This window comes from Tumebacillus amylolyticus, from assembly GCF_016722965.1.
GTDB lineage: Bacteria > Bacillota > Bacilli > Tumebacillales > Tumebacillaceae > Tumebacillus > Tumebacillus amylolyticus.
On the sequence record NZ_JAEQNB010000002.1, the window covers coordinates 1 to 24,246 of the forward strand.

General features: G+C 51.2%; 18 protein-coding genes, 1 rRNA gene and 1 other annotated feature. Of the genes, 3 read left to right on the top strand and 16 right to left on the bottom strand.

The genetic code is table 11. The features are described from left to right. The 6 genes from JJB07_RS06900 to JJB07_RS06925 all read right to left on the bottom strand — a co-directional run. A 16S ribosomal RNA gene (locus tag JJB07_RS06900) occupies nucleotides 1–63 on the bottom strand; the annotation flags it as partial. Between the two features lie 218 nt (nucleotides 64–281). Next, the gene (locus tag JJB07_RS06905; protein WP_236587871.1) at nucleotides 282–1,172 is read right to left on the bottom strand and encodes a DMT family transporter; all 891 of its coding nucleotides are present in this window, start codon (nucleotides 1,170–1,172) and stop codon (nucleotides 282–284) included. Between the two features lie 101 nt (nucleotides 1,173–1,273). Next, nucleotides 1,274–2,137 (bottom strand): 2-oxoacid:ferredoxin oxidoreductase subunit beta, encoded by an 864-nt coding sequence (locus JJB07_RS06910; RefSeq protein WP_201632792.1) that lies wholly within the window; start codon nucleotides 2,135–2,137, stop codon nucleotides 1,274–1,276. Continuing rightward, nucleotides 2,137–3,900, bottom strand: a complete 1,764-nt coding sequence (locus JJB07_RS06915) for a 2-oxoacid:acceptor oxidoreductase subunit alpha (protein ID WP_201632794.1) — start codon at nucleotides 3,898–3,900, stop codon at nucleotides 2,137–2,139. The genes JJB07_RS06910 and JJB07_RS06915 overlap by 1 nt, the downstream gene beginning before the upstream one ends. Nucleotides 3,901–4,019: 119 nt before the next feature. Further along, nucleotides 4,020–5,036, bottom strand: coding sequence for a tryptophan--tRNA ligase (gene trpS, locus JJB07_RS06920; protein ID WP_201632797.1), 1,017 nt, complete (start codon nucleotides 5,034–5,036; stop codon nucleotides 4,020–4,022). Between the two features lie 109 nt (nucleotides 5,037–5,145). After that, nucleotides 5,146–5,380 (bottom strand) — a binding site (T-box leader). Nucleotides 5,381–5,426: 46 nt separating this feature from the next. Further along, a complete protein-coding gene (locus tag JJB07_RS06925; RefSeq protein WP_201632800.1) occupies nucleotides 5,427–6,611 on the bottom strand; it encodes a trans-sulfuration enzyme family protein in 1,185 nt (394 codons plus the stop codon). Between the two features lie 156 nt (nucleotides 6,612–6,767). On the opposite strand from JJB07_RS06925, the gene JJB07_RS23950 reads away from it, so the two are divergent. Beyond that, entirely contained in the window at nucleotides 6,768–7,547 is a 780-nt protein-coding gene (locus JJB07_RS23950; RefSeq protein ID WP_236587873.1) for a 3D domain-containing protein, read from the top strand. A gap of 59 nt (nucleotides 7,548–7,606) precedes the next feature. On the opposite strand, the gene JJB07_RS06935 is transcribed toward JJB07_RS23950, so the two are convergent. The 8 genes from JJB07_RS06935 to JJB07_RS06970 form a co-directional block, all read right to left on the bottom strand. Beyond that, nucleotides 7,607–8,392, bottom strand: coding sequence for an ABC transporter permease (locus JJB07_RS06935; protein ID WP_236587875.1), 786 nt, complete (start codon nucleotides 8,390–8,392; stop codon nucleotides 7,607–7,609). Between the two features lie 417 nt (nucleotides 8,393–8,809). Continuing rightward, nucleotides 8,810–9,049 carry an AVAST type 1 anti-phage system protein Avs1c gene (gene avs1c / locus JJB07_RS06940; protein ID WP_201632807.1) on the bottom strand — a complete coding sequence of 80 codons (240 nt, stop codon included), beginning with the start codon at nucleotides 9,047–9,049 and terminating at the stop codon, nucleotides 8,810–8,812. Between the two features lie 13 nt (nucleotides 9,050–9,062). After that, a complete protein-coding gene (locus JJB07_RS06945) occupies nucleotides 9,063–14,948 on the bottom strand; it encodes a S1 family peptidase (protein ID WP_201632810.1) in 5,886 nt (1,961 codons plus the stop codon). A 13-nt stretch (nucleotides 14,949–14,961) separates the two neighbouring features. Next, nucleotides 14,962–16,176, bottom strand: coding sequence for an AVAST type 1 anti-phage system MBL fold metallo-hydrolase Avs1a (avs1a, locus tag JJB07_RS06950; RefSeq protein WP_201632813.1), 1,215 nt, complete (start codon nucleotides 16,174–16,176; stop codon nucleotides 14,962–14,964). 290 nt (nucleotides 16,177–16,466) lie between these two features. Then, nucleotides 16,467–17,276, bottom strand: a complete 810-nt coding sequence (locus JJB07_RS06955; RefSeq protein WP_201632816.1) for an ABC transporter permease — start codon at nucleotides 17,274–17,276, stop codon at nucleotides 16,467–16,469. Nucleotides 17,277–17,280: 4 nt separating this feature from the next. Further along, complete coding sequence (locus tag JJB07_RS06960) at nucleotides 17,281–18,267, bottom strand: ABC transporter ATP-binding protein (protein ID WP_201632819.1); 987 nt, start codon at nucleotides 18,265–18,267, stop codon at nucleotides 17,281–17,283. A gap of 8 nt (nucleotides 18,268–18,275) precedes the next feature. After that, the gene (gene hepT / locus JJB07_RS06965) at nucleotides 18,276–18,710 is read right to left on the bottom strand and encodes a type VII toxin-antitoxin system HepT family RNase toxin (protein WP_201632822.1); all 435 of its coding nucleotides are present in this window, start codon (nucleotides 18,708–18,710) and stop codon (nucleotides 18,276–18,278) included. 95 nt (nucleotides 18,711–18,805) lie between these two features. Continuing rightward, the gene (locus JJB07_RS06970) at nucleotides 18,806–19,660 is read right to left on the bottom strand and encodes an N-acetylmuramoyl-L-alanine amidase family protein (protein WP_201632825.1); all 855 of its coding nucleotides are present in this window, start codon (nucleotides 19,658–19,660) and stop codon (nucleotides 18,806–18,808) included. A gap of 241 nt (nucleotides 19,661–19,901) precedes the next feature. Between JJB07_RS06970 and thiE the strand changes: the two genes are divergently transcribed. Further along, a complete protein-coding gene (thiE, locus tag JJB07_RS06975; RefSeq protein WP_201632828.1) occupies nucleotides 19,902–20,612 on the top strand; it encodes a thiamine phosphate synthase in 711 nt (236 codons plus the stop codon). Then, complete coding sequence (gene thiO / locus JJB07_RS06980; protein ID WP_201632832.1) at nucleotides 20,609–21,739, top strand: glycine oxidase ThiO; 1,131 nt, start codon at nucleotides 20,609–20,611, stop codon at nucleotides 21,737–21,739. The genes thiE and thiO overlap by 4 nt, the downstream gene beginning before the upstream one ends. Before the next feature lie 39 nt (nucleotides 21,740–21,778). Here thiO and JJB07_RS06985 read toward each other — a convergent pair whose 3' ends face one another. Next, nucleotides 21,779–22,303: a DUF4352 domain-containing protein gene (locus JJB07_RS06985; RefSeq protein ID WP_201632835.1), complete on the bottom strand. Its 525-nt coding sequence runs from the start codon at nucleotides 22,301–22,303 to the stop codon at nucleotides 21,779–21,781. A gap of 113 nt (nucleotides 22,304–22,416) precedes the next feature. Continuing rightward, on the bottom strand, nucleotides 22,417–24,156 hold the full coding sequence (locus tag JJB07_RS06990) for a DEAD/DEAH box helicase (protein WP_201632838.1): 1,740 nt from the start codon (nucleotides 24,154–24,156) through the stop codon (nucleotides 22,417–22,419). Between the last annotated feature and the right edge of the window lie 90 nt (nucleotides 24,157–24,246).

A 24,246-nucleotide genomic window follows, 5' to 3' on the forward strand; every position in this document is an offset into this window, starting at 1 on the left:
GACTTGCATGTATTAGGCACGCCGCCAGCGTTCGTCCTGAGCCAGGATCAAACTCTCAATAAAAGTTTGGTTCTGACTCGAATCGATCTTCATCTATCACTCGTTTAGTTTTCAAGGATCAATCTCATCACCCGCTTGTCTCTCGCGGCGACAAGAGTTATCTTATCATGCCCATGACACCGCCACAACAAGACTTGTCCCCCAAACAAAAACAAATTCGCGCGATTCCTCCCAAATCTGAGGATCGCGCGAAGAGAGGTCCTGATTTTGTTTTCATACTCCTATTTTCGACCCAACGACAGAATCGTCACCGTAAGCAGAATGCAGACAGCACCGACTCCCTCGTAAAAACCAAACGGCACCTTCAACCACACAACCGATGCCAAGACAGCTACCAACGGCTCGATGATCGACAGCAGCGATGCTTCCGTCGACGTCAAATAACGCAGACTATCTACAAATAAATAGAACGCAATCAACGTCCCGAACAAGACCACAAAAACAACCTCTGCGACACTCACCCACGACCAGTGCATCCCCGTGGCATTCCAAGGCTGATTGATCACCGCCAGAGCAATACTGCCGATCACCATCGCCCAACCTACAATCACAGTTGAATCCCACTTGCGCTGTAGCTCCGACGGATAGATCGTATTAAACGCCAACCCAACCGCCGACAACAAACCCCAAACAACCGCAGCGGTCGAAATCGAGAGGTTATGCCAAGAACCGTTCGTGACCAAAAGCAACGTCCCCACCAGCGCCGTCATCACAGCCAATCCTTCTCGACCGCTCGGCATCCGGGAGTTCACCCACGCTTGATAGATCACAACCAGCAACGGCGACAAATATTGCAACAACGTAGCCGTCGCCGCATTGCCCTCTTCGATCGCGACAAAGTAGGTATACTGCACCCCAAGCATCCCGATAATCCCAAACACGATCAACCGCACGCGTGATCCAGTATCTTTCCAGACCCCGAGCACTTGTTCCCGTCGCTCGCCAATCAGAGCAATCAGCAACAAAAGAATCCCGGCCACCAGCATCCGCAAGCAAACCAAGAACTCCGGCGTGAACCCTTCCTCCACGAACAACTTCTGCGCCACCGTGCCGGACAACCCCCAGAACGCGCCGCCTATCAAAACCATTGCAAACCCTCTCCACCGATTCAACCAAACTTCCTCCTCCGCGCTATTGTTCCCTCCTTTTAGAATAATAGAAAAAGCTCTTGCACGCACGCGCGTACAAGAGCTTTTTTCTGCACAATTCAGGCTTACTTGAATTGCGCGATCAGTTTGCCCCAGTTCTCTTGGTCGAGGTTGATGTCAGCCTTGACAACCGGAGTAGACGGGAAGTTGGAGTTTGCTTCGTGGTACGGGAGCTTCTCGGTGCTGTGGTACAGCAAGCCGGTGAGGTGCTCGTCGCACTCTTCGATCTTCTTGATCGCAGCGAAACGGTCGGTCTTGTCGTAGGACGGATCTTCGTCTACGTTGACCAAGGTTTGCTTGTAGAAGTCGTAGGTGTTGACTTTGTTGAAGGTGACGCACGGCGAGTAGATGTTGATCAGCGAGAAGCCTTTGTGCTTCATGCCGCCTTCGATCAGCTCGGTCAGTTGCTTGAGGTTACCGGAGTAGCCTTGTGCAACGTAACCGCAACCAGCCATGATCGCCATTTGCAGCGGGTGAACCGGCTCGTCGGTGGAACCATCCGGAGCGGTCTTGGTCTTGGTCCCTTTGTCAGAGGTCGGGGACGTTTGACCGGTGGTCAGACCGTAGATGTGGTTGTCCATGACGATGTACGTGATGTCGATGTTACGGCGCAGAGCGTGGATGAAGTGGCCAATCCCGATGCCGTAGCCATCGCCGTCGCCGCCTGCTGCGACAACGGTCAGGTCAGTGTTGGAGAGCTTCACTGCAGTCGCAACCGGAATGGAGCGGCCATGCAGGGAGTGGAAGCCGTAGGAACCCATGTATTGCGAGATCTTACCCGAGCAACCAACACCAGAAACAGTTACCATATCCTCCGGCTCGAGACCGATGTTTGCTGCTGCCTTTTGCAGTGCTGCGAGGACGGTGAAGTCGCCGCAACCCGGGCACCAGTTCGGTTTTTCCGCACGGAAATCTGCCAATGTTGCCATTAGAGCGTCACCTCTTTTTTCAAGCTTGCTGCAACGTCCTTCGCTTTGGCCAGAACTTCGCGGACCAGAAGCGGGTCGCCGCTGTATTTCAGGAAGGATTCAAACTTCTCGTGACCGCCGACGAATTGCTTCAGCTGTTGAGCCAGCTGACCGGTGGAGTTGAGTTCGGTTACGAGGATTTTCTTCGCTGCGTTGATGTACGGAGCCACATCAGCAGTCGGGAACGGAAGCACGCGTGCCAGGGACAGATGGCCGACCGAAACGCCTTCCTCTACCAGTGCCTCGTATACTTCGCGTTGGATGCCGGAAGTGGAACCGAAGTCCACGAGCAGCAGTTCAGCGTTCTCAGCACCTACGTAGGAAGCGCCGACGATATCGTCGAAGCCTACGAGTTTCTTCGCACGCTTATCCATTTGCTTGACGCGCAGTTCTGCTTCTTCCATTTCCACGCCGACTTCGTCGGATTCGTTACCCATGGCAACGAAACGGCCGTTTTTCATGCCCGGGATGGTACGAACGGAGATGCCGTTCTCTGCGGTCACGTCGAAACGCTTGTACTCGCCCTTCTCAAGGGAGTCGAGGTATTCTTGGGACGCAAAGTTGCCACGGTTGTTTTGGAGCTTGTCGAAGTCGAGAGATTCGACGGTCCATTTGTTCATCCCCATGAACAGGTCGGTTGCGACGATAACCGGGCATTGGTACTTCTCAGCCAGGTTGAACGCTTCCTTGGTGAAGTAGAACACTTCTTCGACGTTGCGCGGGGTCAGGACGATACGCGGGATTTCACCGTGCGAACCGTACATGATCGTGTACAAGTCGGACTGTTCGGTTTTGGTCGGAAGGCCCGTGGACGGACCTGCACGCATAACGTCGATGATGACGAGCGGAGTTTCCGAGATCCCGGAGAGACCGAGTGCTTCCATCATCAGAGAGAAGCCCGGACCCGAGGTAGCGGTCAGCGCGCGCGCACCGGTGTAGTTCGCACCGATTGCCATCATGACGGCTGCGATTTCGTCTTCCGCTTGGACGACAGCGCCGCCCAGTTTCGGGAAGTTTTTGACCATTTGGTACATAACTTCGGTTGCCGGAGTGATCGGGTATTGCGACAGGAAGCGAGCGCCGCCTGCGATTGCACCGATCGAAGTCGCTTCGTTACCGGAGATGAACAGACGCTCCGGACGCAGAGCCGGACGAGCCGGGAGTTCGATATGGTTGCTGAAGTTGGCTTTGTAGTAGTCGTAGCCCTTTTGCATCGCTTGGATGTTGGACTCTACGACGTCATCGCCTTTGGAACCGAAACGGTCGGTCAGAACGGAACGGAAGTCGTCCGGGGTCAGGCCGATGATCGCTGCGGTTGCACCGATGGAAACCATGTTCTTCATAATCGTAGAACCGGCTTCCTTCGCGATGTCGGTCAACGGAACCGGAACGATGTTGACTTTGTCGTTCTCCGGAACTTCGACGTTCTTGATGGAGGTATCGTAAATCAAGAAACCGCCGTCCACGAGTTCGTGGAAGTTGAAGTTGATCGTCTCTTGGTCAAACGCCAGCAGGATGTGCAGGTCGTCGCCGTGGTGACCTTTGTTCTCGGTGGTAACACGAACTTTACCATTCGTGTGGCCGCCCTTGATCAAGGACATGAAGTGACGATACGTGGAAACATAATAGCCGAGACGGAAGAGAGACAGTGCAAAGATATCACCGGTAGACTCGATGCCTTCGCCTTGCGCCCCGCCTACTTTCCAACCAAGGTCTTTACTCACTATGGTTCACCCCTATTTCAATAAATGCCTATACCCTATGATACAGTTACATCTCCTCCATTGTAACAGTTCTGGACCAAAAATCTAGAGGGCATCTGCATAATTTTCGCGAGAGTTGGTTAGACGGTAATGATTCCAACCGCTTTGCGTACCTCTGCAATCGTGCGCTGTGCCGATTCTTTGGCACGTTTTTGACCATCTGTAAGCACATTTAAAATGAACTGTTCAGTCAGTTTTTCCCGACGCTCACGGAACGGGTTGACGATGTCTTTTATAGATTCTGCTAAGCGTGCCTTGCATTGGACACACCCGATCTCGGCACGCACACACTGTGTTTCAAGCTCTGCACGCGTCTGTTCGTCTGTGAAGTACGAGTGCAGATGAAAAATGTTGCAGCCCTCCACCGTCGGGTGACCGGGTTGGTGTTTGTAGAGGCGTTCCGGGTCGGAGAACGCTTTTTTGATTTTTTTCTCGATCAGGTCTTGCGGGTCGGTCATCGAGATGTAGGAGTCGGCGGCGTCAGACTTGCTCATCTTTCCCTGCCCGGTGAGCGCCGGAATGCGCACGGCGTTTTTGGTCATCCCTTGGGGTTCGGGGAAGATGTTTCCATAGAGCTGGCGGAATTTGCGAACGATCGTGCGCGCCATCTCCAGATGCACCATCTGGTCGTCGCCCACGGGCACGAATTCGCCCTTGTGAATGAGAATGTCGGCCGCCATCAGCACCGGGTAGCCGACGAGTCCGTAGTTGACGTTGTCGGGGTGTTTCTTCGCTTTCTCCTTGAAGGTCGGGCAGCGCAGCAACTCCCCGAGCGGCATCATCATCCCGAGGTACATCGCCAGCTCCGAGACTTCGGCGGCGATGGAGGACTGCGCGTACAGCGCGCATTTTTCCGGATCGAGACCGGCCGCCAAGTAATTGCCCGCCACGTTCAGCACGTTCTCGCGCAAGTTCGGGTTGCTCGGGTGCGTCGTCAGCGAGTGCAAGTCGGCGATAAAAAAGTACGCGTCGTACTCCTCTTGGTAGTTCACCAAATCCATCATCGCGCCGTAGTAGTTGCCCAAGTGCAGTTCACCCGTTGAACGGATGCCGGATACCAGTCGTTTCGAGTTCGTTGTGTTCGCCAATTTAGTCATCAGTAACCCTCCAATGTGTTTTTTGTTCACGTCCAAACCTCCACCACCAGCCGTCGCTCATCGCGACCCACCTCCTTTTTTGGGCAACAAAAAACGGGCCTCTCCTCCTGTAAAGGACGAGAGACCCGTGGTGCCACCTTTGTTTGTGCTCAATCGGTACACAACTGCTATACCTAGCCCCTTGTATCGGTGGGACGGTCCGCCGGAGCCTACTTTTTTCAAAAAAGAAAAGTTCGGTCCAGTGCTCGGAAGGCCATTCACAACGTCGCATGCACCGGCTCGCACCTCCCGCCGGCTCTCTGAAGCATACCTACGCCGCTACTCTTCTTCCTCAAAGCATCGCGGTTTGCAGTTGTTAACCCCTATCATATTCCTCTTTGCAAAAAATGTCTATGCCTTCAGCGCTTGGTCGAGGTCGGCGATGATGTCTTCCACATCCTCGATGCCGACCGACAGACGGATCAGACCGTCGGTGACGCCCGATGCTTCGCGTTCTGCTTTGGGCATAATCGCGTGGGTCATCGACGCCGGGTGTTGGATCAGCGTATGAACGTCTCCGAGGGAAACGGCCAGATGCGCGAGTTTCACGTTGTTCATGACCGACTTGCCCTTCTCAAACGAACGCACAACAAACGACATCGTACCGCCGAATCCGCTCATCTGGCGCAGCGCCAGTTCATGTTGCGGGTGCGATTCGAGGCCCGGGTAGTAGACTTCTTCGACTTCCGGATGGCTTTCGAGGAACTTGGCGACGGCGAGGGCGTTTTTGTTATGCTGTTCCATGCGCAGAGCCAGCGTTTTGACACCGCGGTTGAGCAAGAACGCGTCAAACGGCCCCATGATCGGGCCGTGTTCCTTGAGCGTGCCGAACAGAGGTTTGATGATATCCGCGTAGCCGACTGCAATTCCTCCGACAACGTCTCCGTGACCGCCGATGTATTTGGTGGCCGAGTGGATGGAAACGTGAGCCCCGAGGTCGATGGGACGTTGGAAGTACGGCGACATGAAAGTGTTGTCGACGACGACTTTCATCTCGGTGCCCTGGGTCAGTTCGGAGATCGCGGCGATGTCGGCCATCTTCATCGTCGGGTTCGCCGGCGTTTCCAAGTAGATGACTTTGGTGTTCGGTTGGATCGCAGCTTTCACTTTCTCCACGTCGGAGGTGTCCACCCAGGTCGTTTCGACGCCGTACTTTTTGAACGTCTTTTCAAAAAGCGCAAACGTCGCGCCGTAGAGCGCATCGGCCGCCACGATGTGGTCGCCCGCTTTCAAGAGGTGCAGCATGACCGTCGAAATGGCCGCCATGCCGGAACCGAAGCAGAGGCCGGCTTCCGCGTTCTCCAGAGCGGCGATTTTCTCCGCGAGTGCATCGGTGTTCGGGTTGCCGAGACGGCTGTATTTGTAGCCCGGATCGGTGCCGCCAAATCGTGCGGCGCCTTGGTCTGCATCTTCAAATACGAACGTGGAAGTCTGGTAGATCGGCATGTTGTGCGAACCGGTGGTCGGGTCGACTTTGTGACCGGCGTGGAGAATGCGCGTGCTGTATCCCAATTTGTTGAAGTCATGTTTGCTCATCAAAAACAACTCCCTCTCTGTATCGCGTAGAAATAGTGTAACTTACGTGCGACGTTCTCAATCTGCCAATCGAATTTCTGTATAGCGGCGTCTCGCCTCGGGCACAGTAAGACTGATTTTACGTACTTACAACGCTTCGAGGAGTGACGATCTGCCATGCAACCACGAAGTATAGTGATGGTCGCGCTGGCGACCTGTTTGCTCTGGTCAACCGCCGGCCATCACATCAGCGAGGCGCAACCGCTTACCCATATGGCGGTCAAACCTCTGGAGTTGCACTCGAGAGCCTTCCCTGCCCTGAAAGTGCTCCATGCGCAAATGCCGACCGCAAGTGCTTCGGTGAGTCCGGCACCGATCCGACATGATGAGCCGCAGATGGCGCGTCATACGATTGCCCAAGGCGACACGCTGTTCGAGATTGCAACTCGGTACAACACCAAAGTGGAGCATATCATGCAGCACAACCCTGAGGTGAATCCCGATAACCTCAAAGTGGGCGATACGCTGCAAGTTCCGCTCAACACGGTGAAGCACACCAAAACGCGGGAAGAGCTTGGGGACATCGCCGCCAGCGTCACGGTCGCGAGCAACGGTGAACCCGTGGGCTACAAACGCAAAATTACTTGCATGCTGACGGCCTACACGAACTCCTATGAATCCACCGGCAAACATCCGGGTGACAAAGGGTATGGCATCACCGCCAGCGGTCGAACCGCCAAGGAAGGGATGACGGTAGCCGTCGACCCCGACCTGATCCCTTTGCACAGCGTGGTGTACATTCCGGGGATCGGCCCCCGCTATGCAGAAGATACCGGAGGTGCAGTGAAGGGTCCGCACATCGACGTGTTTTTCAACGACGATACGACGGCCCGCGACTTTGGAGTCAAGCAAGCCAATGTTTATATCATAGAAGAAGGGCCCAGGGAGACGCAGTGACTCCCTGGTTTTTTTGTGTGTTTGCATTTATCTAGTAATCTTACTATAATGCTTGGAATTTAGGAACTGGCACTCGTGTAATTTCTCAACGCCTGTTTCCAGAACCAGCGGGCGACGAAGACGATCACGATGGCGATGATGAACGAAATCACAGCATCCGTCCACGTCAGTTTGCCGATCAACCCGGCGGCCGGGAACGTGGTGAGCACGGCGACGGGAAACACGTAGGTCAAAAGCGCTCGGAGAATTCCCTTGTACACTTGCACGGGGAAGCGTGCCGTTTCAAACAGCGACGTGAACAGGAACGTCAAATTCTCCACCTTCACGAACCAGAACGACATCGTCATCAGCACCATCCAGATTCCGTAGAGCGTAACCAGTGCCGCGAGGAACATCAGCGCAAACCAGAGCAGGTGGGAAGCGGTGAAGGCGAGGTTCATTTTCACAGCGGCATACACGACGAGACCCAGGCCCATGAGCACGTCGGTGATCGGCCAGAACAGGATGTGCCGGAACGAGACGTAGAACTGGCTGTCCACAGGCTTTGTGAGGATCAAGTCGAGCGTGCCTTTGCGGATGTGCTGGACAATGCGTCCGATGTTGGGGCGCAGCACCATTTTTACCACGCCGTCGAGAGCGTTGAAGATGCCGAGCAATACGAGCACCTGCTCAAAACTCCACCCTCCGATCGCTTGCGTTTGGTTGAAAAAAACTTGCAGGGTCAAAAGCGACACGAACAAGCCGGATACGGTGCTGAGCACGTTGGCGAAGAAGTTGGAACGGTACTCCATCTCTTCCACCACAGCAGCGCGAAGAAATTCCTTCATTAGGCGTAAGTATTTCATTTGAATCTCCTCCTGTCGCGGTGTTGCTCGTCTCATCTCTCCCTCCATTTTGCACCTATCTCCGTACTCTTTTCAACTTCTAAAAACAGCAAAACACCTTTCCGACCTCAAGTGCTTGGAGAGTTGAATGCGCCTACACAGAAGAATCGGAGGGCAAAATTATGCAAACTTCCGTAAAAGTCATTCGTTCTGACACAGGTTCCACGTTCCTCATGCCACCCGAAAGAAAATCAACAGACTGTGAGAACCCGATCTTCTATAAAAGACTAGCCAAGATTATCGCCAACTCTACAAAATAAAAAAATGAACGCGCCTTTAATTGCGGGCATGGTCATTTTTTCGTTTACATTTTGGCATCGCCAATACTGGGCGCACATGAAAAAGCCTGACCATTGAATGGACAGGCTTTTCATGTGGTTAAAAATCCCTATCGTGAAAGTTTGCCATCATGTTCACATGAAGTCGTGCAGTCTCATCGACACTTAAAAAGTCGATACGATTATTTGGCAAAAACCTTACTTTTCTTAGACCAGCGATCGATCTTTTAACGCCGGCAGAGAAGTCCATTTTGTTATTATGGATCTGTTCTGCAGTTAAGAAAAAACGCCTCTCAAATTCTCGCCTGTTCCTAGGTGTTTCCATTGGCGCGATGTTCATTAGAAGGCTCCTCCTATCCAAAACGAATAATTGTTCTCTGATCACGATCAATTATAAACGACGTGGTAAAGTCATATCGAACGAGCCACACCAACCTCCAAGGTGTTAAACTCAACCTCCTGGTATTCTCTTTTGATATGAGCAAACGGCATCCTTCCCGCAGAGGCATACCTATCCGGTCGACATCCCAGTCCCTACCTTCCAGCCAACTTTCCCGAATTACGTCCAATTCTCGAAGTTCACCTAAGAGATCGTCTAGCTGGGGATGGATAAACGCCGGGGTCATAATACCACCAGATACTTCCTCTATCGGCTCGACTTTGAATATAGCTGGCCTGTACATCTGAGATGGGCTCGATGTCACATCTTGAAAATTGGGTTGCTCATTTGAAAAAAAGGTATCGTAAAGATCCCCAATTTTAAAAGGAATTTGGAAAGCGTTTGGTCCCGCAAGGAAACCAATAATTTCAACTGCTTTCGGACCTTCCAACGGGCAAAATATCGTCTCGAGGTAATGTAAGTAATCATACGCCCCATCTTGTGTACAATGCTCAGCGTCCCCACTCCCAGAGACTAACTCCTCTATTAGCGAGAGTAAACTAGGTTTGCTTGTTAGTCGAATTCCCTCTATAGGAAAGTAGGGATTGTATATACGCAAAAAACTAGCCGCCTGAGTCAACTTTTCATGACTCACCCTTTTAGACAGTAGTTGGTTAATTCCTTTCCGAACCCTTTCAAGTAGTTCAGATTTTTGATTGGACGACCTATAGCTTCTGGCAACATAACTGTCTGCCCTTATTAACTCTTCAACGCTAAGAGGGAGGCACAATTGGCGTATACAATTCACCAACTCCTCATAATCAGTAGACACCAGTAATCCTAACTGTTCCAAAGGAGTAAGCAGTGAATTAAACTCTCTCAACCAGTATGGCATATCTACTCCTTGGTGGGAATGGGAATCCAACTCCCTCTTTGTCTGATCAGTTGCGAAAGTCTCAGACAATAGTGTGTAAAATCCGGCTGCATCGCCATATTCCTTTCTGGCAAGGTTCGCAATTTCTAGGAACGAATGCTTAATCATGAAATGATCAAGTTCGGCGATACGCTTTTGATTCTCTCCGATCTGGATGTATTCCCAAACCAAACTTGCGTCTTCAATCGCTAAGCTATGCAAAATTCCGGCACAGATTTCAGGAGAGACACTGGTTTCTAGGGATACGCTTTTATTAATGAGCATAGGCACAAAGAAGCTAGAGTCAATCCTAGTCATCCCTTTTAATATCTGTGGAGCACGATGTTTAATAATATTTTTCGGGTGATTGAACAACCAAATGAATAGGTCTGTCAGCAGAATATTGTTAGATGTATCCTGAGTCTCTTGTTCAAACCATTCATATTTTGTAATGACATCATCTGGAGTTCTTAACATGAAGCGGATATGCTCTAATACGGCATGAAATACTCTACTAGCTTCGGAGCTATCCAACTTCTTCCCGATAGAGGTAATAAGTTTATTTACCATTGTCCAATCAGCGGCATACACTTCGTTCAAAATCAAGCCATGAAGAGATTGGACAAACTCCTCCGTATTACTTAAGCTGGACAGCATTTCAAAAGCTGCGACCACTTCTTTTCCTGCATTGCTTGTCCATATGTTCCATGCTCCCGTTTGAACATTTTCCAATCCCTCTACAAAATGTTGTTTTGCTAAACGAACATTTTCTATATCCAACTGATCCTTAGCTAGCAACATTTGCTGTTCGAGTTTTTTCATAGCACTCATTTTCCCGAACGTACCAGGAAAGTAGAGCCGATCATCGTCCTCTTCACTTGACGATTGCTCATCTTGGATAACGTCAAACTCCGCACCTTGCATTGACGAAGGCTGCCAGTCAGAATCCCCCTCTTCTTTTTCCAGACTCAGACCAGCTTTTTTTAGTAACAAGGTTAAGGACTTGTAATTACTTTGTGATAACCATCGCTTCAGATGTGATAGCAGTTCCGTTCGATTATCAGGTGACATATCAGATATCATAATTCTGAGCAACCGTCGATAAAGTACTGGCAGTTCATCAGAGCCACTTGTTTCCCGTTCATTTAGCAAGTCTGCCATAATTCTTGTATAACGGTCAAAGTAACGGTCATCCCCAATTAGGAATAATTCACAGAATGCCCACTTCAAAAGCCCTTTCACGTTTGGAGCATTTTCTAGTATCTCCAATATGCAACTTTGTTCTTCCAGTCCTCCAGCACCGAAAACATACCCTTCTCCCGGCTCTGGAGAATCAATTTGTACGGATTCCGCAAATTGAAGGACTTTTTCAGGCGTAGGAAGGACAGTATTTTTAAAATATTCGACTGCGTGAGTGACCCTCCCCATAGAACATAAGCTTCCGATGAACGCTTCCTTTACTTGACGCACATAACGTTGGAACGTCATTTCACCGGATGCAAAATCGTAATGTCCCGCGATTTCTTTGAGATGTACCGACAATTCACCCGAACGTTGTAAATAGGAGATCGACGTCTCAAGAAGCGTAAGTTGGTCTTCTTTATACCAAGAAGGCCCCATTGATGTGTCCAGCATTTGCTGAAAGGTTGTTTGGGAACGCTGCTCGCTTCCAAGTCTTGCATAGAGTTCTGCTGTCTGAAGTAAGTCCCTAGAACGTTCCCAACGATTTTGCACCCCACGAGTAATGTGTTCTTCCAAAACTTTCAACAAACCAAATGTACTTTTTACATGCTTTTTTGTTTTCATCATTTCCGTAATGATTGAAAACATTGCTCCGCGAAAACCTTCGGTATATAAACCCAGTTGATCCGAGGAGTGGGATTCAACGATCTGAACGAATACTGGTAATTGATCGACACAATATTTTACATAAAAAGATGCAACTTCTTTGAAGACGTAGGGATAAAATGATTCTGGCAAAGCATAGCTTCTGTCCCAATCTACTCGCTCCTTGAGAGGCGCAATCAACTTAGGCAACAAATATTGCTCCAACGCTGCGGATACGCTTGCGAGTCGGTCACTCTGCTTCATAGACACCGCTTTCCATGCTTTGCCTAACATGTAGCCCACAAATGAGAGAATTTCCTCAAAATAATATTCCCACTCAGATGTTCCAAAGTTCATAATCGAGGGGTAGTTGTCCTCTTCTTCCAGAAACCCCTTGTACCGCCACGCATCTAAATAGTTCATAACTGACTGGTTATCAAGATCAACACCATTGGATTTTCGCAAAGAAAACTTCGTGTCAGTTATTCCCTTAACTTCATCAATCAACTTCTTGATGATATCCGGATTCAAACTCACATCCGTTAACGCAACAAGTATTAACTGCGTATCATCTTCATCAATACCGTACCGCCCCATTACGTATTCAATATCTTGAAGTAACTCTTGGTATTGAGGTACCTCTGAGAAGTTACCCCATGCCTCAAGATCATCTAGATGTAAAAGTATTTTACATAATAAGGTTGCAATCCCTTTCCCAAAAGGAACCCCCTGTTCCACGTAACTTGAGATTGGTATGTAGATGCCTTTTTTCCAAAGCAAATACGCCCTATTATAAGCCACGATATCTTCGATAAGCCTAGAATCATCATCCGTCGATTCGCCCTGCTCAAAAATTTTGTAAAGAAAATAAAGTTTTTGAGAGAAATCATCGGTGGGATTTTTAGAATTTACGGCAGTCTCAATGCTTAGGGCTCCGTAATATGTTTTCATAGTTCCAAAGGTCACGCTTCCGTGATCCATCTGATTCACAAACCGCATACGAATAGCTTTAAAAAGTTTTTCTGCCTCCTCAGCGGCTCCAGCTTCGTATAAGCGATGTAAAAAATAGAGGGCATCCGAGCCCGAGACGATCAAAACCGATTCACGAATAATATAACGAATCGCTTCCTTTGATCTCCCCATCGCGATCAACGTAGTGGCCAGTTCAGCCGCATATTCGGCAAAGATGTTATTGTATCTAAAGCTGATTCGTTGGGACAAAAGTAGAAGACTTATAACGGCACTAATATCACCCAAAATAATAGCAGCATCCAAGACCTGCTCTAAATCCGCTAAAATAAGATCTGGTTCAACATGCCATCTAGCGCATCTATCGGCCCACCCTTGGTTACAGTGACGCACACTTTCTTTTCTCATCTCCTCACCAGCGTTCAACATGTGGAAGAGAATGTTTTTGACTGCATAAGGGTGCTCTCGATTATCGATACAGAATTGCGTAATGGCCTTATGAACCCGTTCTTCAATCTCATTCGTTTTTTCGTCTATGAACATAGCGAAAGAAGAATGATATATTGAGACGGTATCATCGTTAACCAAGAGATGCTGTATTTTTGGGAACACGGACAGAAAAACATACCTTGCTTCGTCAGGTAACATGCGTTCCAATGACGCTCTATCAATACCACTTCGCAATCTTGCAACTGTACCTAACATCCAGGTTTCATGTTGATTTCTTCTAACAGTTTGCCAGATCGATTCATAGTAATTACCTATTTCTCCACCAAATGCAGGCACTTCTCGAATCCAATTTTCAATCTCCTGTACATCACTCAACTGCTTCACAAATTCAACCAGATATCGCAAATACAGCGGATGGCCTTCTGCCTTTTCGGAAATGGAATCTATCAATGCGAGCGGAAGTTGTAAGCCTGATGTTCTAGTTGAAATGTAATGTCTACACTGCTCCACTGCAAGAGGTACTACTTTAATAACACGTTCAGAAGACAGCCTTGCCTGAAGGTGAGCAGGAAGGACCTCTTCAGTCTGAACGGAGATGATCACCACGACATTATCAGGCAGATTTTCCGGTATTAGACTAAAAAAGTCTGTGGTCTTGCCCAAATGGTGAACATCATCAACTCCGTCAATGAAGAAAACACCGATTTGATTTTTATCTACATAATGAGCAGATAACTTACGCAATCCATCACTAAGATGGCTGATCCAATCGCGCAAAAGACGCTCCTTTTTTTCGGGTACGTCATTGTAAAGTACTCGGTGAATGATCGCGTCTAACCATTCCGCAAATGTAATTTCAGATGCCCGATACGAGACTGGAATATCATCCAGATCATTTCTAACAAAGTACTTACCGCAAATATCTATTTCTTTTGAATCCGGAGTGTAAGTTGCGGTAAGCGTTGTTTTTCCAGAGCCCGGACTCCCCTTGATCATTAAAAACCCTTTTCGGGTTTGAATAATATGCTGCTCCAATTCTTCAATAACAGGATGGTTAAGGATGGCCTGTTTTGCGACCTCGTTTAATCCTTCGGGAAGTTCGTCAGAATCAGGGGCTATTTCATACAAGATTCCATTTTTCTCCAGAAATCCTCTGATCTTCTCGATACTGATAGCACCTAAGGTGCCTTCAAGCTGCCTAAGAACAACTCCCTGTACAACCCCATCAATGATGACCGGAGCACCGGACAGTGCGTCAGCATCTTTGATTTCATCATCTAGGGATAAATCCATGTCCCATATTAATGCTTCATTACGAATCTGAGATCGTCTCACATGACCTCTAACTCTTTCCCCCGCGGTCAATTTAGCTGTAGGATAACCGAACGTTTCCCACAATGTCTTGTTACGAATTGGAGCACTGACAAGTTTCAATCCATGTACGCCTTCAAGAGGCTCAAGTAATTGAAGGAGGGCAATGTCTAGGGATTCATCCACATCCACAATCTCAGCTTTCATGGACAATTCCGCATCAAACAAATATGGAATCTCTATCTTGATCCCTTCATTAGGATCAACGTTATGCCTTGCGACAACATGTTCAGCCGTAAGAAGCCAGCGGTCGTTAATTAGAAACGCAGTACCACGGTCTTTACAGATAACACGCACTACCCTTTTTTCAATCTCAGGAAAATGTTCCAATGTATAAACCTCCTTAAATTTCGATCATTTGTCCTTCTGATAAAATCCGAACTTCGTAGTTGTATTTTTCTTTCCGCTGTTCATCATCCATATAAACCGAGGCAGGGGTTTCGTAATTAAAGATCAGGTTTCGCTTCACTTCGCTTTCTCTGCACACAATACGAGCAAGTGTAACCAACTCAGGATGCTTGAACCTCATTCCGTTTGTGGACACAAAAAAGTTAGCAGAATCAATCAATTGAAGTAAAGCAGGGCTTGTGTTACCGCTTGACCCATGATGAGAGATTTTCACCGCGTCAAACCAGATCGGTCCTTCACCGTAAAGAGTCCTGAGTTCCTGCTCTATGACAGATGGATGAGAATCACCCAGAAACAGAATCCTTTTATCCATATATTGCATTACAAATGAGATGGAACTTCCATTAGTAGCACTTGTGTCCTCAGTGAATTGCTCCTTTACCAGTTTCTCCAAGCTAATTTTGGAAAAAGAAATGTTTTTTTCCACATTTAATACAGCAGGCGCTTTTTCCCTAGATACAAGAAATTCAAATGCATCATCGAAAACAGCATCGTCGGTGATTTTCTTCTTATATCCAAGGTTGTATAGTGCTTTCTTCCAATATTCCTCTAGATTTTTAAGCTTGTTAAGCGTTGGGGAAAGCAAGATCAGTTTCACGTCACTACTAAATTCAATTTCGCGTTGATTCTCCACACATGCTGCTTGTCCAGCAAAATCAACGTTCCACGAATAACCTCCCTGAAGTATTAAACTCGCGAGAGAGGAGCCTTGTTTAGCACTGATCGGTTTCTGCTTGTCTTCCTCTTTTTTAAGTTCATCTGGGTACCCCTGTGCAGCGACCTCCTCTAGCGCTTTTTTTTCTCTAACTTCAAGCTCAAGGGGAGAAGAATCCTTCTCCCACTGAAGATGTCTAAAGCTGTTATGCCAAACTTTGTCTATCGGGATGATCTTTGGTGCAGATGAGTGCTCATTTTCCTTTAATAGCGCCAATGCTCCCGATAAGTGGTCGGCATCTATATGAGTAATTACGAGTAAGGCCAAGCGTTCGCCATTGTTGCTGAGCTGTAGCAATCGATCTCGAATATAATCGTCATAAGTTGATTTGAAGCCGGAATCAATCAAAAGATTGGTTCTATTACTATCCCCACACGATATGAGAAAACTGTCTCCATAAGAGGCTGGAAACATTTCAATATAAACGCTTCCCAAAATCTTCCCCCCCGACCTATACAAACCGTTTTTGGTTAGCTATATTATTCCATAACTTTGTTATATAATCCACAGGTAACGCAACATACTATATAACAATCCTAAGAGTTAAAGTATTGTATTTCTCCTACTTGTACGAGGTCTGTATCCAGAAAAAGACCACGCCTACTCCGACGTGGTCCTTTTCTGCACCTCATTTTTTGCCGTAGCAATACTCCATCTCTCTTCGGAGATTGCCAGTCGTACCATCGTGAACAGCAGGCGTGCATAACGTCGTATTTTTTTCATCGTTACCCTCCGACCGCGCTGTGTTTGCGTAAGCCCTGTCCCCACAGCAGTTTGTAGACGACGATGAAGATCACTAGCCAGATCGCTTGCACGCCGAGACCCTGCCACACCGCAGACCCGCTGAGTTTCCCCGTCATCAGGTCAACCGGAAAGCCCAAGTTCCAGTAAAAAGGCGTGAAGCTCTGCGACGCTTTTACCCAATCGGGCAAGAGGGCGTACGGTGCAATTCGCCCGGAGAGGAACATGGACAGCGCTTCGACAAAACCGATGATCGCACTCGTGCGCGTCGTCCAAAAACCAAGCAGCCCTAAGTTGTAGTAGAGCAAGTAACGGGTCGCACAAGCGAGCAAGATGGCAAGTAGAATCGTTACCACGTTGGCCGGAGCCAGCGAGATATGAACGACATCCGTAAACGGCCATGCGATGACCCAAGCGACGACCATCACCACACCGTAGAACAGCTTGTACACCAGATTCTCCGCGATTCGATAATGCAGATACGACGATGGCCTTAGCAGATACCCGGACAGCGTGCCCTCCCGGATGTGCACTTCGATTTCCCAAGCATCCCACGACGCGGTCAGCCGCGAGACGAACATGATGCTCAAAAAATACAGAATAAAATCGCGCCGGTCATAGCTCCCGATCGTACCGCCGCCCGAAACGGTCATCCAAACCGCGAGCGTGACAATCGGCGAGATGAACCCGCCCAGCATATAGAAAAACGTATCGCCCCGATACTCGAGCAGAATCGCCCAGTGGATTTTCATCCATTGTATGTAGACACGCCAGAGCTTGGTGAGTTTGCGCATCTGTTTACGCGCCCTCCTTGGCGGCAAACGCCATCCCGATTACGTCTTCCATCGGCGGGTCTTCGATGGTGAAGTCTTGCACCGGCAAGTCGGCGAGCATCCTCGACGCTTGCTCGGAGACCTCCGTGCGCGGGATCTGGATGGAGGCTTGCGGGTATTCGTACTGCAAGACCTCGCCGTAGCGGTCGAGGTCTTTTTTCTCAACGGGTGTTGAGAAGACCAGTTTCGCCACTTTGAACGGTGCGTGTGTGGAGACGAGTTGGTTGAGATCGCCGTCGAAGAGAATTCGTCCGTGGTTGATGATGATGACGCGCTTGCAAAGGGCCGTGACATCCGCCATGTAGTGCGACGTCAGCAAAATCGTGGCGTTGAACCGCTCGTTGTACGCTTTGATAAAACGGCGGACGGTCTCCTGCATGTTGACGTCCAACCCGATGGTCGGCTCATCGAGGAAGATGATCTCCGGACGATGCAAAAGCGAGGCAGCCAATTCGCATTTCATCCGCTCACCGAGCGAAAGCGTGCGGACAGGCTTGCGCAAAAGCGGTTCGAGCTCCAAGAGTTCGGTGAGTTCTCCGACCGTTTCTCTGTACTGAGCGTCGGGAATCTCGTAGATCGCTTGGTTGATCAAAAAAGTCTCGCTGGCCGGAATGTCCCAGATCAGTTGGGATTTCTGGCCCATGACGAGGGTGATGCGCTTCTTGAACGCATCCTTCTGTTCAAAAGGTATGTAGCCGCCAACGTCCACGGTGCCGTCGGAGGGATGAAGCAGGCCGCTCAACATCTTCATCGTCGTGGTCTTCCCGGCACCGTTTGGGCCAAGAAATCCGACGATCTCGCCCGGTTCGATGGCAAACGAGATGTTGTCCACAGCGGTTACAGTGCGAAACGATCGCTTGATCAGCGAATGCAGCGCGCCACGAAGTCCTGCCTCGCGTTCGTGGACTTTGAATTGCTTGGTCAGTTGGTTGACAACAATGCCGTTCGACATGTCAGCTCTCACCCCAGTTTGACGTAGGTGGAGATCGAATCGCGAATCGTCGGGAAGTCGCCCGCGTGTTTTTTCACCGTGTTCCAAACAGCGGGTGCTTCGAGTTTTTGGTACTCGTGTGCCAGCAATTTGCGGAAGCGCACGGCGTCGATGAAGTGGTCGTAGAAGTCGCGGGTGAATACGTTTTCTTCGGTGAGGATTTCAAAAATGTCCTCATAGCTCGCCGGGTCGCGCATGATCAAAGCGTCGATGATGACGTTGCCGATGTCGACCAAACATTCGAGCGCGAGGTGCAAAGCCCGTTCGCCGGCAGCTTGCAAGATGGTGTCGGTGAGAAATTGTTCCTCCGTATGGTCGGCCAGACGTTGCAAGACATTGAATTGCTTCTCCATCAGCGTCAAGGAGCCGCGAATCTGGCTGCGATGAGTGTCGGTGATAAACATAGGTGTTTCCTCCTCTAGACGGGCATTTGACTCCAACATATATTGTAACAAAAAAAGCCCTCGTTTTCACTCCGAGGGCTCCCCTTGCTTCTCTCCTACTTCTGATCTTCGCGCATCTTCTGAGCACCCGCGGAGTAGCAAGCCTGCAAGTTTTGATCATCCGTCAGCGGCCATGTCGCTTGGAGAAGCGTTTCCACACGGCGAGCGGCTTCTTGGCAGGGTTTGCCGAGGTCGGTGGTGATCGCAAGTCCCGCCCCTGCCCGAATGGCGTTGGCGGCACGATTGAGCGCGATTTGGTCTTCGAGGCGGGCATAGTTGTAGAACGCCGAGATATGTACGAGAGCTTCCTCTGCAGACGTTTTCTCAAGGCTGGACTTGCCCGCCGTCGGGAGGGGAACCCCGTAAAAATCCCAGAAGGCACGGGCGATCAACGGTGCGAACTCCTCGAGGTTGGCTTGAATTTTGGGCAGGTCGTCGGTGTCGATGAAGCCGATTTCGAGAAGCATCGCGTCCATTTTCGTTCCGACGATCACGCAGAACCCCGTCCCGTTCGAACCGCCGTCGCGGACTGCCTGCCCGTGGAAGCCGCAGATGGCGGAGACGTTTTTCACGATGTTTTTCGCAAGCGGTGCAATCGGACCTCCGTCGCCGTTCGTGTACAGTTCTGCGCCATGCCCACCTCCAGCATTGACGTGAATCGAGAGGAACACATCGGCCCCCGCCGCATTGGCAATTCGACAGCGCTCGTTGAGGTCGGCGTTGACTTCCGTTTTCCCGCCGGGCGAGGTGTCCGTTTCTCGCGTCATCACAACTTCAAACCCTGTTTGGATAAGCAAATCGCGCAGTTGCCGAGCGATGTGTAGGGTGATGTCTTTTTCACGTGTCCCATTCGCAGCGGCACCCGGATCGTACCCGCCGTGGCCGGGATCTAAGCAAATCAGTTTGGACATGTAGCGCTACCTCCTTGAGGAGTGATTCAACACACGTTCTATGTATAGATGCGTAAACTTTTACTCATACCATCATATTACATTTATTTCTTCAAAAATCCCAGCCTTCGCTTTGACAAGACTATCAGTCACTGTTAGGATTTTGTTTGGAAGTTTCCGCATGGGACAGGTGGATTGGTGCGCATCGTAAAATGGAACGGTGGCCTCTTGGACCGAATCCCAGTAGAGAGAAGGAATTTGTGTGTCCGAAGCAAGATTTCAACTTCATGTGATCACCGATGGCAAGCGTCATGCCAACGAACTGTACGAAATTGTAGACGGAGCGGTGCGCGGCGGGGCTGATGTGATTCAGTTGCGCTACAAGTCGGCACCTGCTCTGGATTTGTATACACTGGCTCAAGCGATCTCCCCGGCGATCCGGGAAGCGGGAGCCGGACTTTTGATCAACGACCGCGTCGATGTCGCCCTCGCCGTTCAAGCACAGGGCGTTCATCTCGCCGCCAAAAGCCTGCCGATCGCTTCGGCTCGTCCGCTCATGCAACCGAACCAACTCGTCGGCTGCTCCGTTCACTCTGTCGAAGAAGCGGTGGAAGCCGAGGCCAAAGGAGCCAGCTACATTACCTACGGCCACATTTTCGCCACGAACTCCAAACCGGGACTGCCGCCGCGCGGCGTTGAATCTCTGCGCCAAGTCGTCGAGGCGGTACACATCCCCGTGCTCGCCATCGGCGGAATTACCAAGGACAACCTCGAAGAAGTGCTGTCCACAGGCGTCGCAGGCATCGCCGTCATCGGAGCCGTCATGGCCGACGAAGAACCGGAGCGTGCCGCACGTCAATTGCGTCAAGTCATGGACGCAAGCATTCACCGCCCGAAAAAAGCGCTCCCCACCGCTGCAGCGCTTGGCACGCTGTCCGCTCTGTCCAACCTCAGCGGAGGCGTTTCCCGATGAACGGCGGCACACGAACGAACGTTCTCGAAACGGACGTCCTCATCGTCGGCGGCGGCGTCATCGGCGCATCGATCGCCTATGAACTCGCCGAAGCCGGCGTGCAAACTCTCTTGATCGACAAAGACAACCTCGGTTCTCAATCCACCCGTGCCGGAGCGGGGATGCTCGGAGCGCAAGTGGAGATGATGAATCCTGGCCCGATGTTTGAATTAGGAGTCGCGTCGCGGGCGCTTTTTTCCAACCTGCGTGAGAAGTTGCTGGAGATCAGCGGCTTGGACATGGAATTGCAGACGCCGGGAATTTTTCGCGTTGCCGTGGATGAAGAAGATCGCCAAGAACTGCTCGCCCGTCAAATCTGGCAACGAGAAGCGGGTCAACGCGCCGAATGGTACGAAGACGAAGACCTCCGAAACATTCTCGGCGACAACATCGTAGGCACGACCTATGGGGCGCTCTACATCCCCGACGACCACCAAGTCCGCAACAACGCCTTGCTCCTCGCACTCGTCGCCTCTGCAAAGGCTCTCGGTGCCAAATTCCTGGAGCATACGGCGATGACGAGTTTCTTGACGGAGAACGGAGCGGTCGTCGGCGTTCAGACCCAGGACGGCGTGATCCGCGCCAACCGCGTCGTGTTGGCAACGGGAGCATGGACCGGATTGCTCGGACAGGGTCTTGGACTCGACATCCCGGTCTTCCCGGTGAAAGGCCAGTCCTTTCTGCTCGACTCCTACGCCCCGCCGACACCGTATACGATCTTCACCCACGGCTGTTACATTCTGCCCAAGCGCAACGGACAAGTGTACGTCGGCGCAACGGAAGAAGCGAGCGGCTTCGACACCCGCCCGAATCTCGGGTCGCTTGCCAAACTTTCCACCCAAGCGGTACATCTCATGCCGTCTCTCGCATCGCTCCCGTTTGCCGAGCCGATCGCCGGGCTCAGACCGGGTTCCCGCGACGGACTGCCGGTTTTGGGCGACGTACCCGGCGTGCCGGGACTGTACCTCGCAACCGGTCACTTCCGCAACGGGGTGTTGCTGTCCGCAATCACAGGCAAAGTCATGCGCGAGTTGCTGACAGGGACGGAAACGTCTGTGGATCTCAAACCATTTGCCCTCATGCGATAAAAAAAGCCCTCCCCTGCCGTGGCAGAGGAGGGCTTCTTTTTACTTGAGGTCGAAGTTGACAGCCTGCGTGCCGTCAGCGGAGGTCGCTTGCACACGCACTGTAGAATTCGTAGGCGGGACGTCGAACACCAGCGTGCCGGTGACCGTTTCCTTGCCATTCGCATTGCGGAGGAAAAACGCATGTCCGGTCGGGTTCGCCAGCAGACTTGCCGTGTTGTCTGCGGCGAGGAAACCTCCGTCTGCGAGCACGACTTTGAATTGCGAGAGGTTGATCGGCTGCGGATTTGCGTCGAGATTGCGCATCGAGAGGTTGACGCAGTAGTACGTCCCTTTCGCGTCTACCTCGTTGGTTTCGCCGACGATCTTGGTTTTCTTTTTCAGGTCGGTTAGTTCCATCTCGAAGCGGCCCAAGATCACGCTTTCGTGAAGCGTATAAGTCTTGATTGTCTTCTGCCCTTTGTTTTGCGCCAATTGTTGCTCGGTCATCCACCACACCGCGCCGCTGAACACGAGTACGAGCAGCACGAGGAGGAGGATCAAGTTGGTTCCTTTGCCACGTTTCATATAGGTTTGGTTCTCCCCTGCGTTGTCTTTCCTCTATTGTAGCACTGCCAATGAAAAAGTCACGGTTCCACAAGGCGTGGAACCGTGACTTTTTTCGTACGAATGACTAGAGATTAGAAACGCGGGCCGCGCGGAGCGCCGGTCTTAGCTCCTGCGCCTTCGCCGGATGCACGACGGCCTTCGCCACCGCGATCTTTGTTGAAGCCGCCGCCCTTGCTGCCAAAGCCGGTGCCGCCGCCGACGGAGCGCTTCTTGTAGCCGCCTTCGCCGCCACGGGAACCACCACCAGCGTAGCCACCGCCTTCGCCGCCGCCGCTGCGAGCGCCGTAGCCACCACCGCCGCCGGAGCGACGTTCGCCGTCACGACCACGGTAGCCGCCGCCACCGCCGCCATAACCACCACCGCTACGCTTGTTGCCGTAGCCGCCGCCACCACGGTTGCCGCCGTAGCCACCACCACCACCGGTGCCGCCACGTTCGGTACGACGTTGGTCACGAGCTTCACGGAAGCGTTTGGAGAAGTCGATAACTTCTTCGAGGCTCTTGTCAATCGAGGTGAGTTCTTGGTCGCCGACGAGGTCTTCGCCGATGATCTTCAGAGCTGCAGCCAAGACTTGAACGGAATCATGCTGGTTGAGCAGTTCGTTCGCCAGTTCCTCGAATTGCGGTTCCACGTCTTCCATGCCGTTGAGAACGCGCTCCATGATGCGGGATTGCTGGCGTTCTTTCAGTTCTGCGAGCGTCGGCAGGAGAGATTTGTGGATGCGCTTGCCGATGGCTTGCTCGATCATGCGCAGAAGTTTGAACTCGCGCGGAGCTACGAGCGTCAACGCTTTGCCTTCGCGACCTGCACGACCGGTACGGCCGATGCGGTGAACGTAGGAGTCCACGTCTTGCGGGATGTCGTAGTTGATAACGTGCGAAACGCCTTCGACGTCCAGACCGCGCGCTGCCACGTCGGTTGCGATCAGCAGGTCGATGGTGCCTTGACGGAACTGGTGCATAACTTGGTCGCGTTCGCGTTGGGTCATGTCGCCGTGCAAGCCGGATGCGAGGTAGCCGCGAGCTTGCAGGAGTTTTTGCAGTTCGTCAACGCCCTTCTTGGTGCGGCAGAAGATAACGCCGAGTTCCGGGTCTTCTACATCCAAGAGACGGGTGAGTGCGTCGACTTTGTTTTTGTCCGCAACTTCGTAGTAGATCTGTGCAATCTTCGGCGCGGTTACGCCTTGCGGTTGGATCTTGACGATCTGCGGAGATTTCATGAAGCGTTCTGCCAGACGACGGATCGGGTCCGGCATCGTAGCGGAGAACAGCAGGGTTTGGCGCTCCTCATTCGGCACTTCTGCGAGAATCGCTTCGATGTCTTCGAGGAAGCCCATGTCGAGCATTTCATCCGCTTCGTCGAGGATGACGGTGGAGACGTCCTGCAGACGAATCGTTTTGCGACGGATGTGGTCGAGCAGACGGCCCGGCGTCCCGATGATGAATTCCGGGTTGCGCTTGAGCGCTTTGATCTGACGGTCGATCGGTTGCCCGCCGTAAACCGGCAGAACGTTGACGCGGGAGAACTTGCCGAGTTTCGCCGTCTCATCTGCAACTTGGATCGCGAGTTCGCGGGTCGGTGCGATGATGAGGACTTGGATTGCGTTGCGATTCTTATCAATACGTGAGAGGGTCGGGATGACGAAAGCAGCCGTCTTACCCGTACCTGTCTGCGCTTGCCCGATTACGTCGTTGCCTTGGAGAGCGAGCGGGATGGTCTCCGATTGAATCGGGGTTGCGGATTCAAACCCCATCTCCTCCAGCGAGCGCAGTACATCATTGTCAATACCTAATTCTGCAAACATTGCCATAGATCTTGTTCCTCCTATAATAAAAACCTACTCTGGTCCTAGTGTGCCCACATTTTGACCTCGGTTGTATGTAAGCGCAAAAGAAAAAAA

Bases quoted from the DNA above. Each gene is read 5' to 3' on its own strand.
- JJB07_RS06910 (WP_201632792.1), bottom strand. From the start codon at position 2,137: ATGGCAACATTGGCAGATTTCCGTGCGGAAAAACCGAACTGGTGCCCG.
- trpS (WP_201632797.1), bottom strand. From the start codon at position 5,036: ATGACTAAATTGGCGAACACAACGAACTCGAAACGACTGGTATCCGGC.
- JJB07_RS06925 (WP_201632800.1), bottom strand. From the start codon at position 6,611: ATGAGCAAACATGACTTCAACAAATTGGGATACAGCACGCGCATTCTC.
- JJB07_RS23950 (WP_236587873.1), top strand. From the start codon at position 6,768: ATGCAACCACGAAGTATAGTGATGGTCGCGCTGGCGACCTGTTTGCTC.
- JJB07_RS06935 (WP_236587875.1), bottom strand. From the start codon at position 8,392: ATGAAATACTTACGCCTAATGAAGGAATTTCTTCGCGCTGCTGTGGTG.
- avs1c (WP_201632807.1), bottom strand. From the start codon at position 9,049: ATGAACATCGCGCCAATGGAAACACCTAGGAACAGGCGAGAATTTGAG.
- JJB07_RS06955 (WP_201632816.1), bottom strand. From the start codon at position 17,276: ATGCGCAAACTCACCAAGCTCTGGCGTGTCTACATACAATGGATGAAA.
- JJB07_RS06960 (WP_201632819.1), bottom strand. From the start codon at position 18,267: ATGTCGAACGGCATTGTTGTCAACCAACTGACCAAGCAATTCAAAGTC.
- hepT (WP_201632822.1), bottom strand. From the start codon at position 18,710: ATGTTTATCACCGACACTCATCGCAGCCAGATTCGCGGCTCCTTGACG.
- JJB07_RS06970 (WP_201632825.1), bottom strand. From the start codon at position 19,660: ATGTCCAAACTGATTTGCTTAGATCCCGGCCACGGCGGGTACGATCCG.
- thiO (WP_201632832.1), top strand. From the start codon at position 20,609: ATGAACGGCGGCACACGAACGAACGTTCTCGAAACGGACGTCCTCATC.
- JJB07_RS06985 (WP_201632835.1), bottom strand. From the start codon at position 22,303: ATGAAACGTGGCAAAGGAACCAACTTGATCCTCCTCCTCGTGCTGCTC.
- JJB07_RS06990 (WP_201632838.1), bottom strand. From the start codon at position 24,156: ATGGCAATGTTTGCAGAATTAGGTATTGACAATGATGTACTGCGCTCG.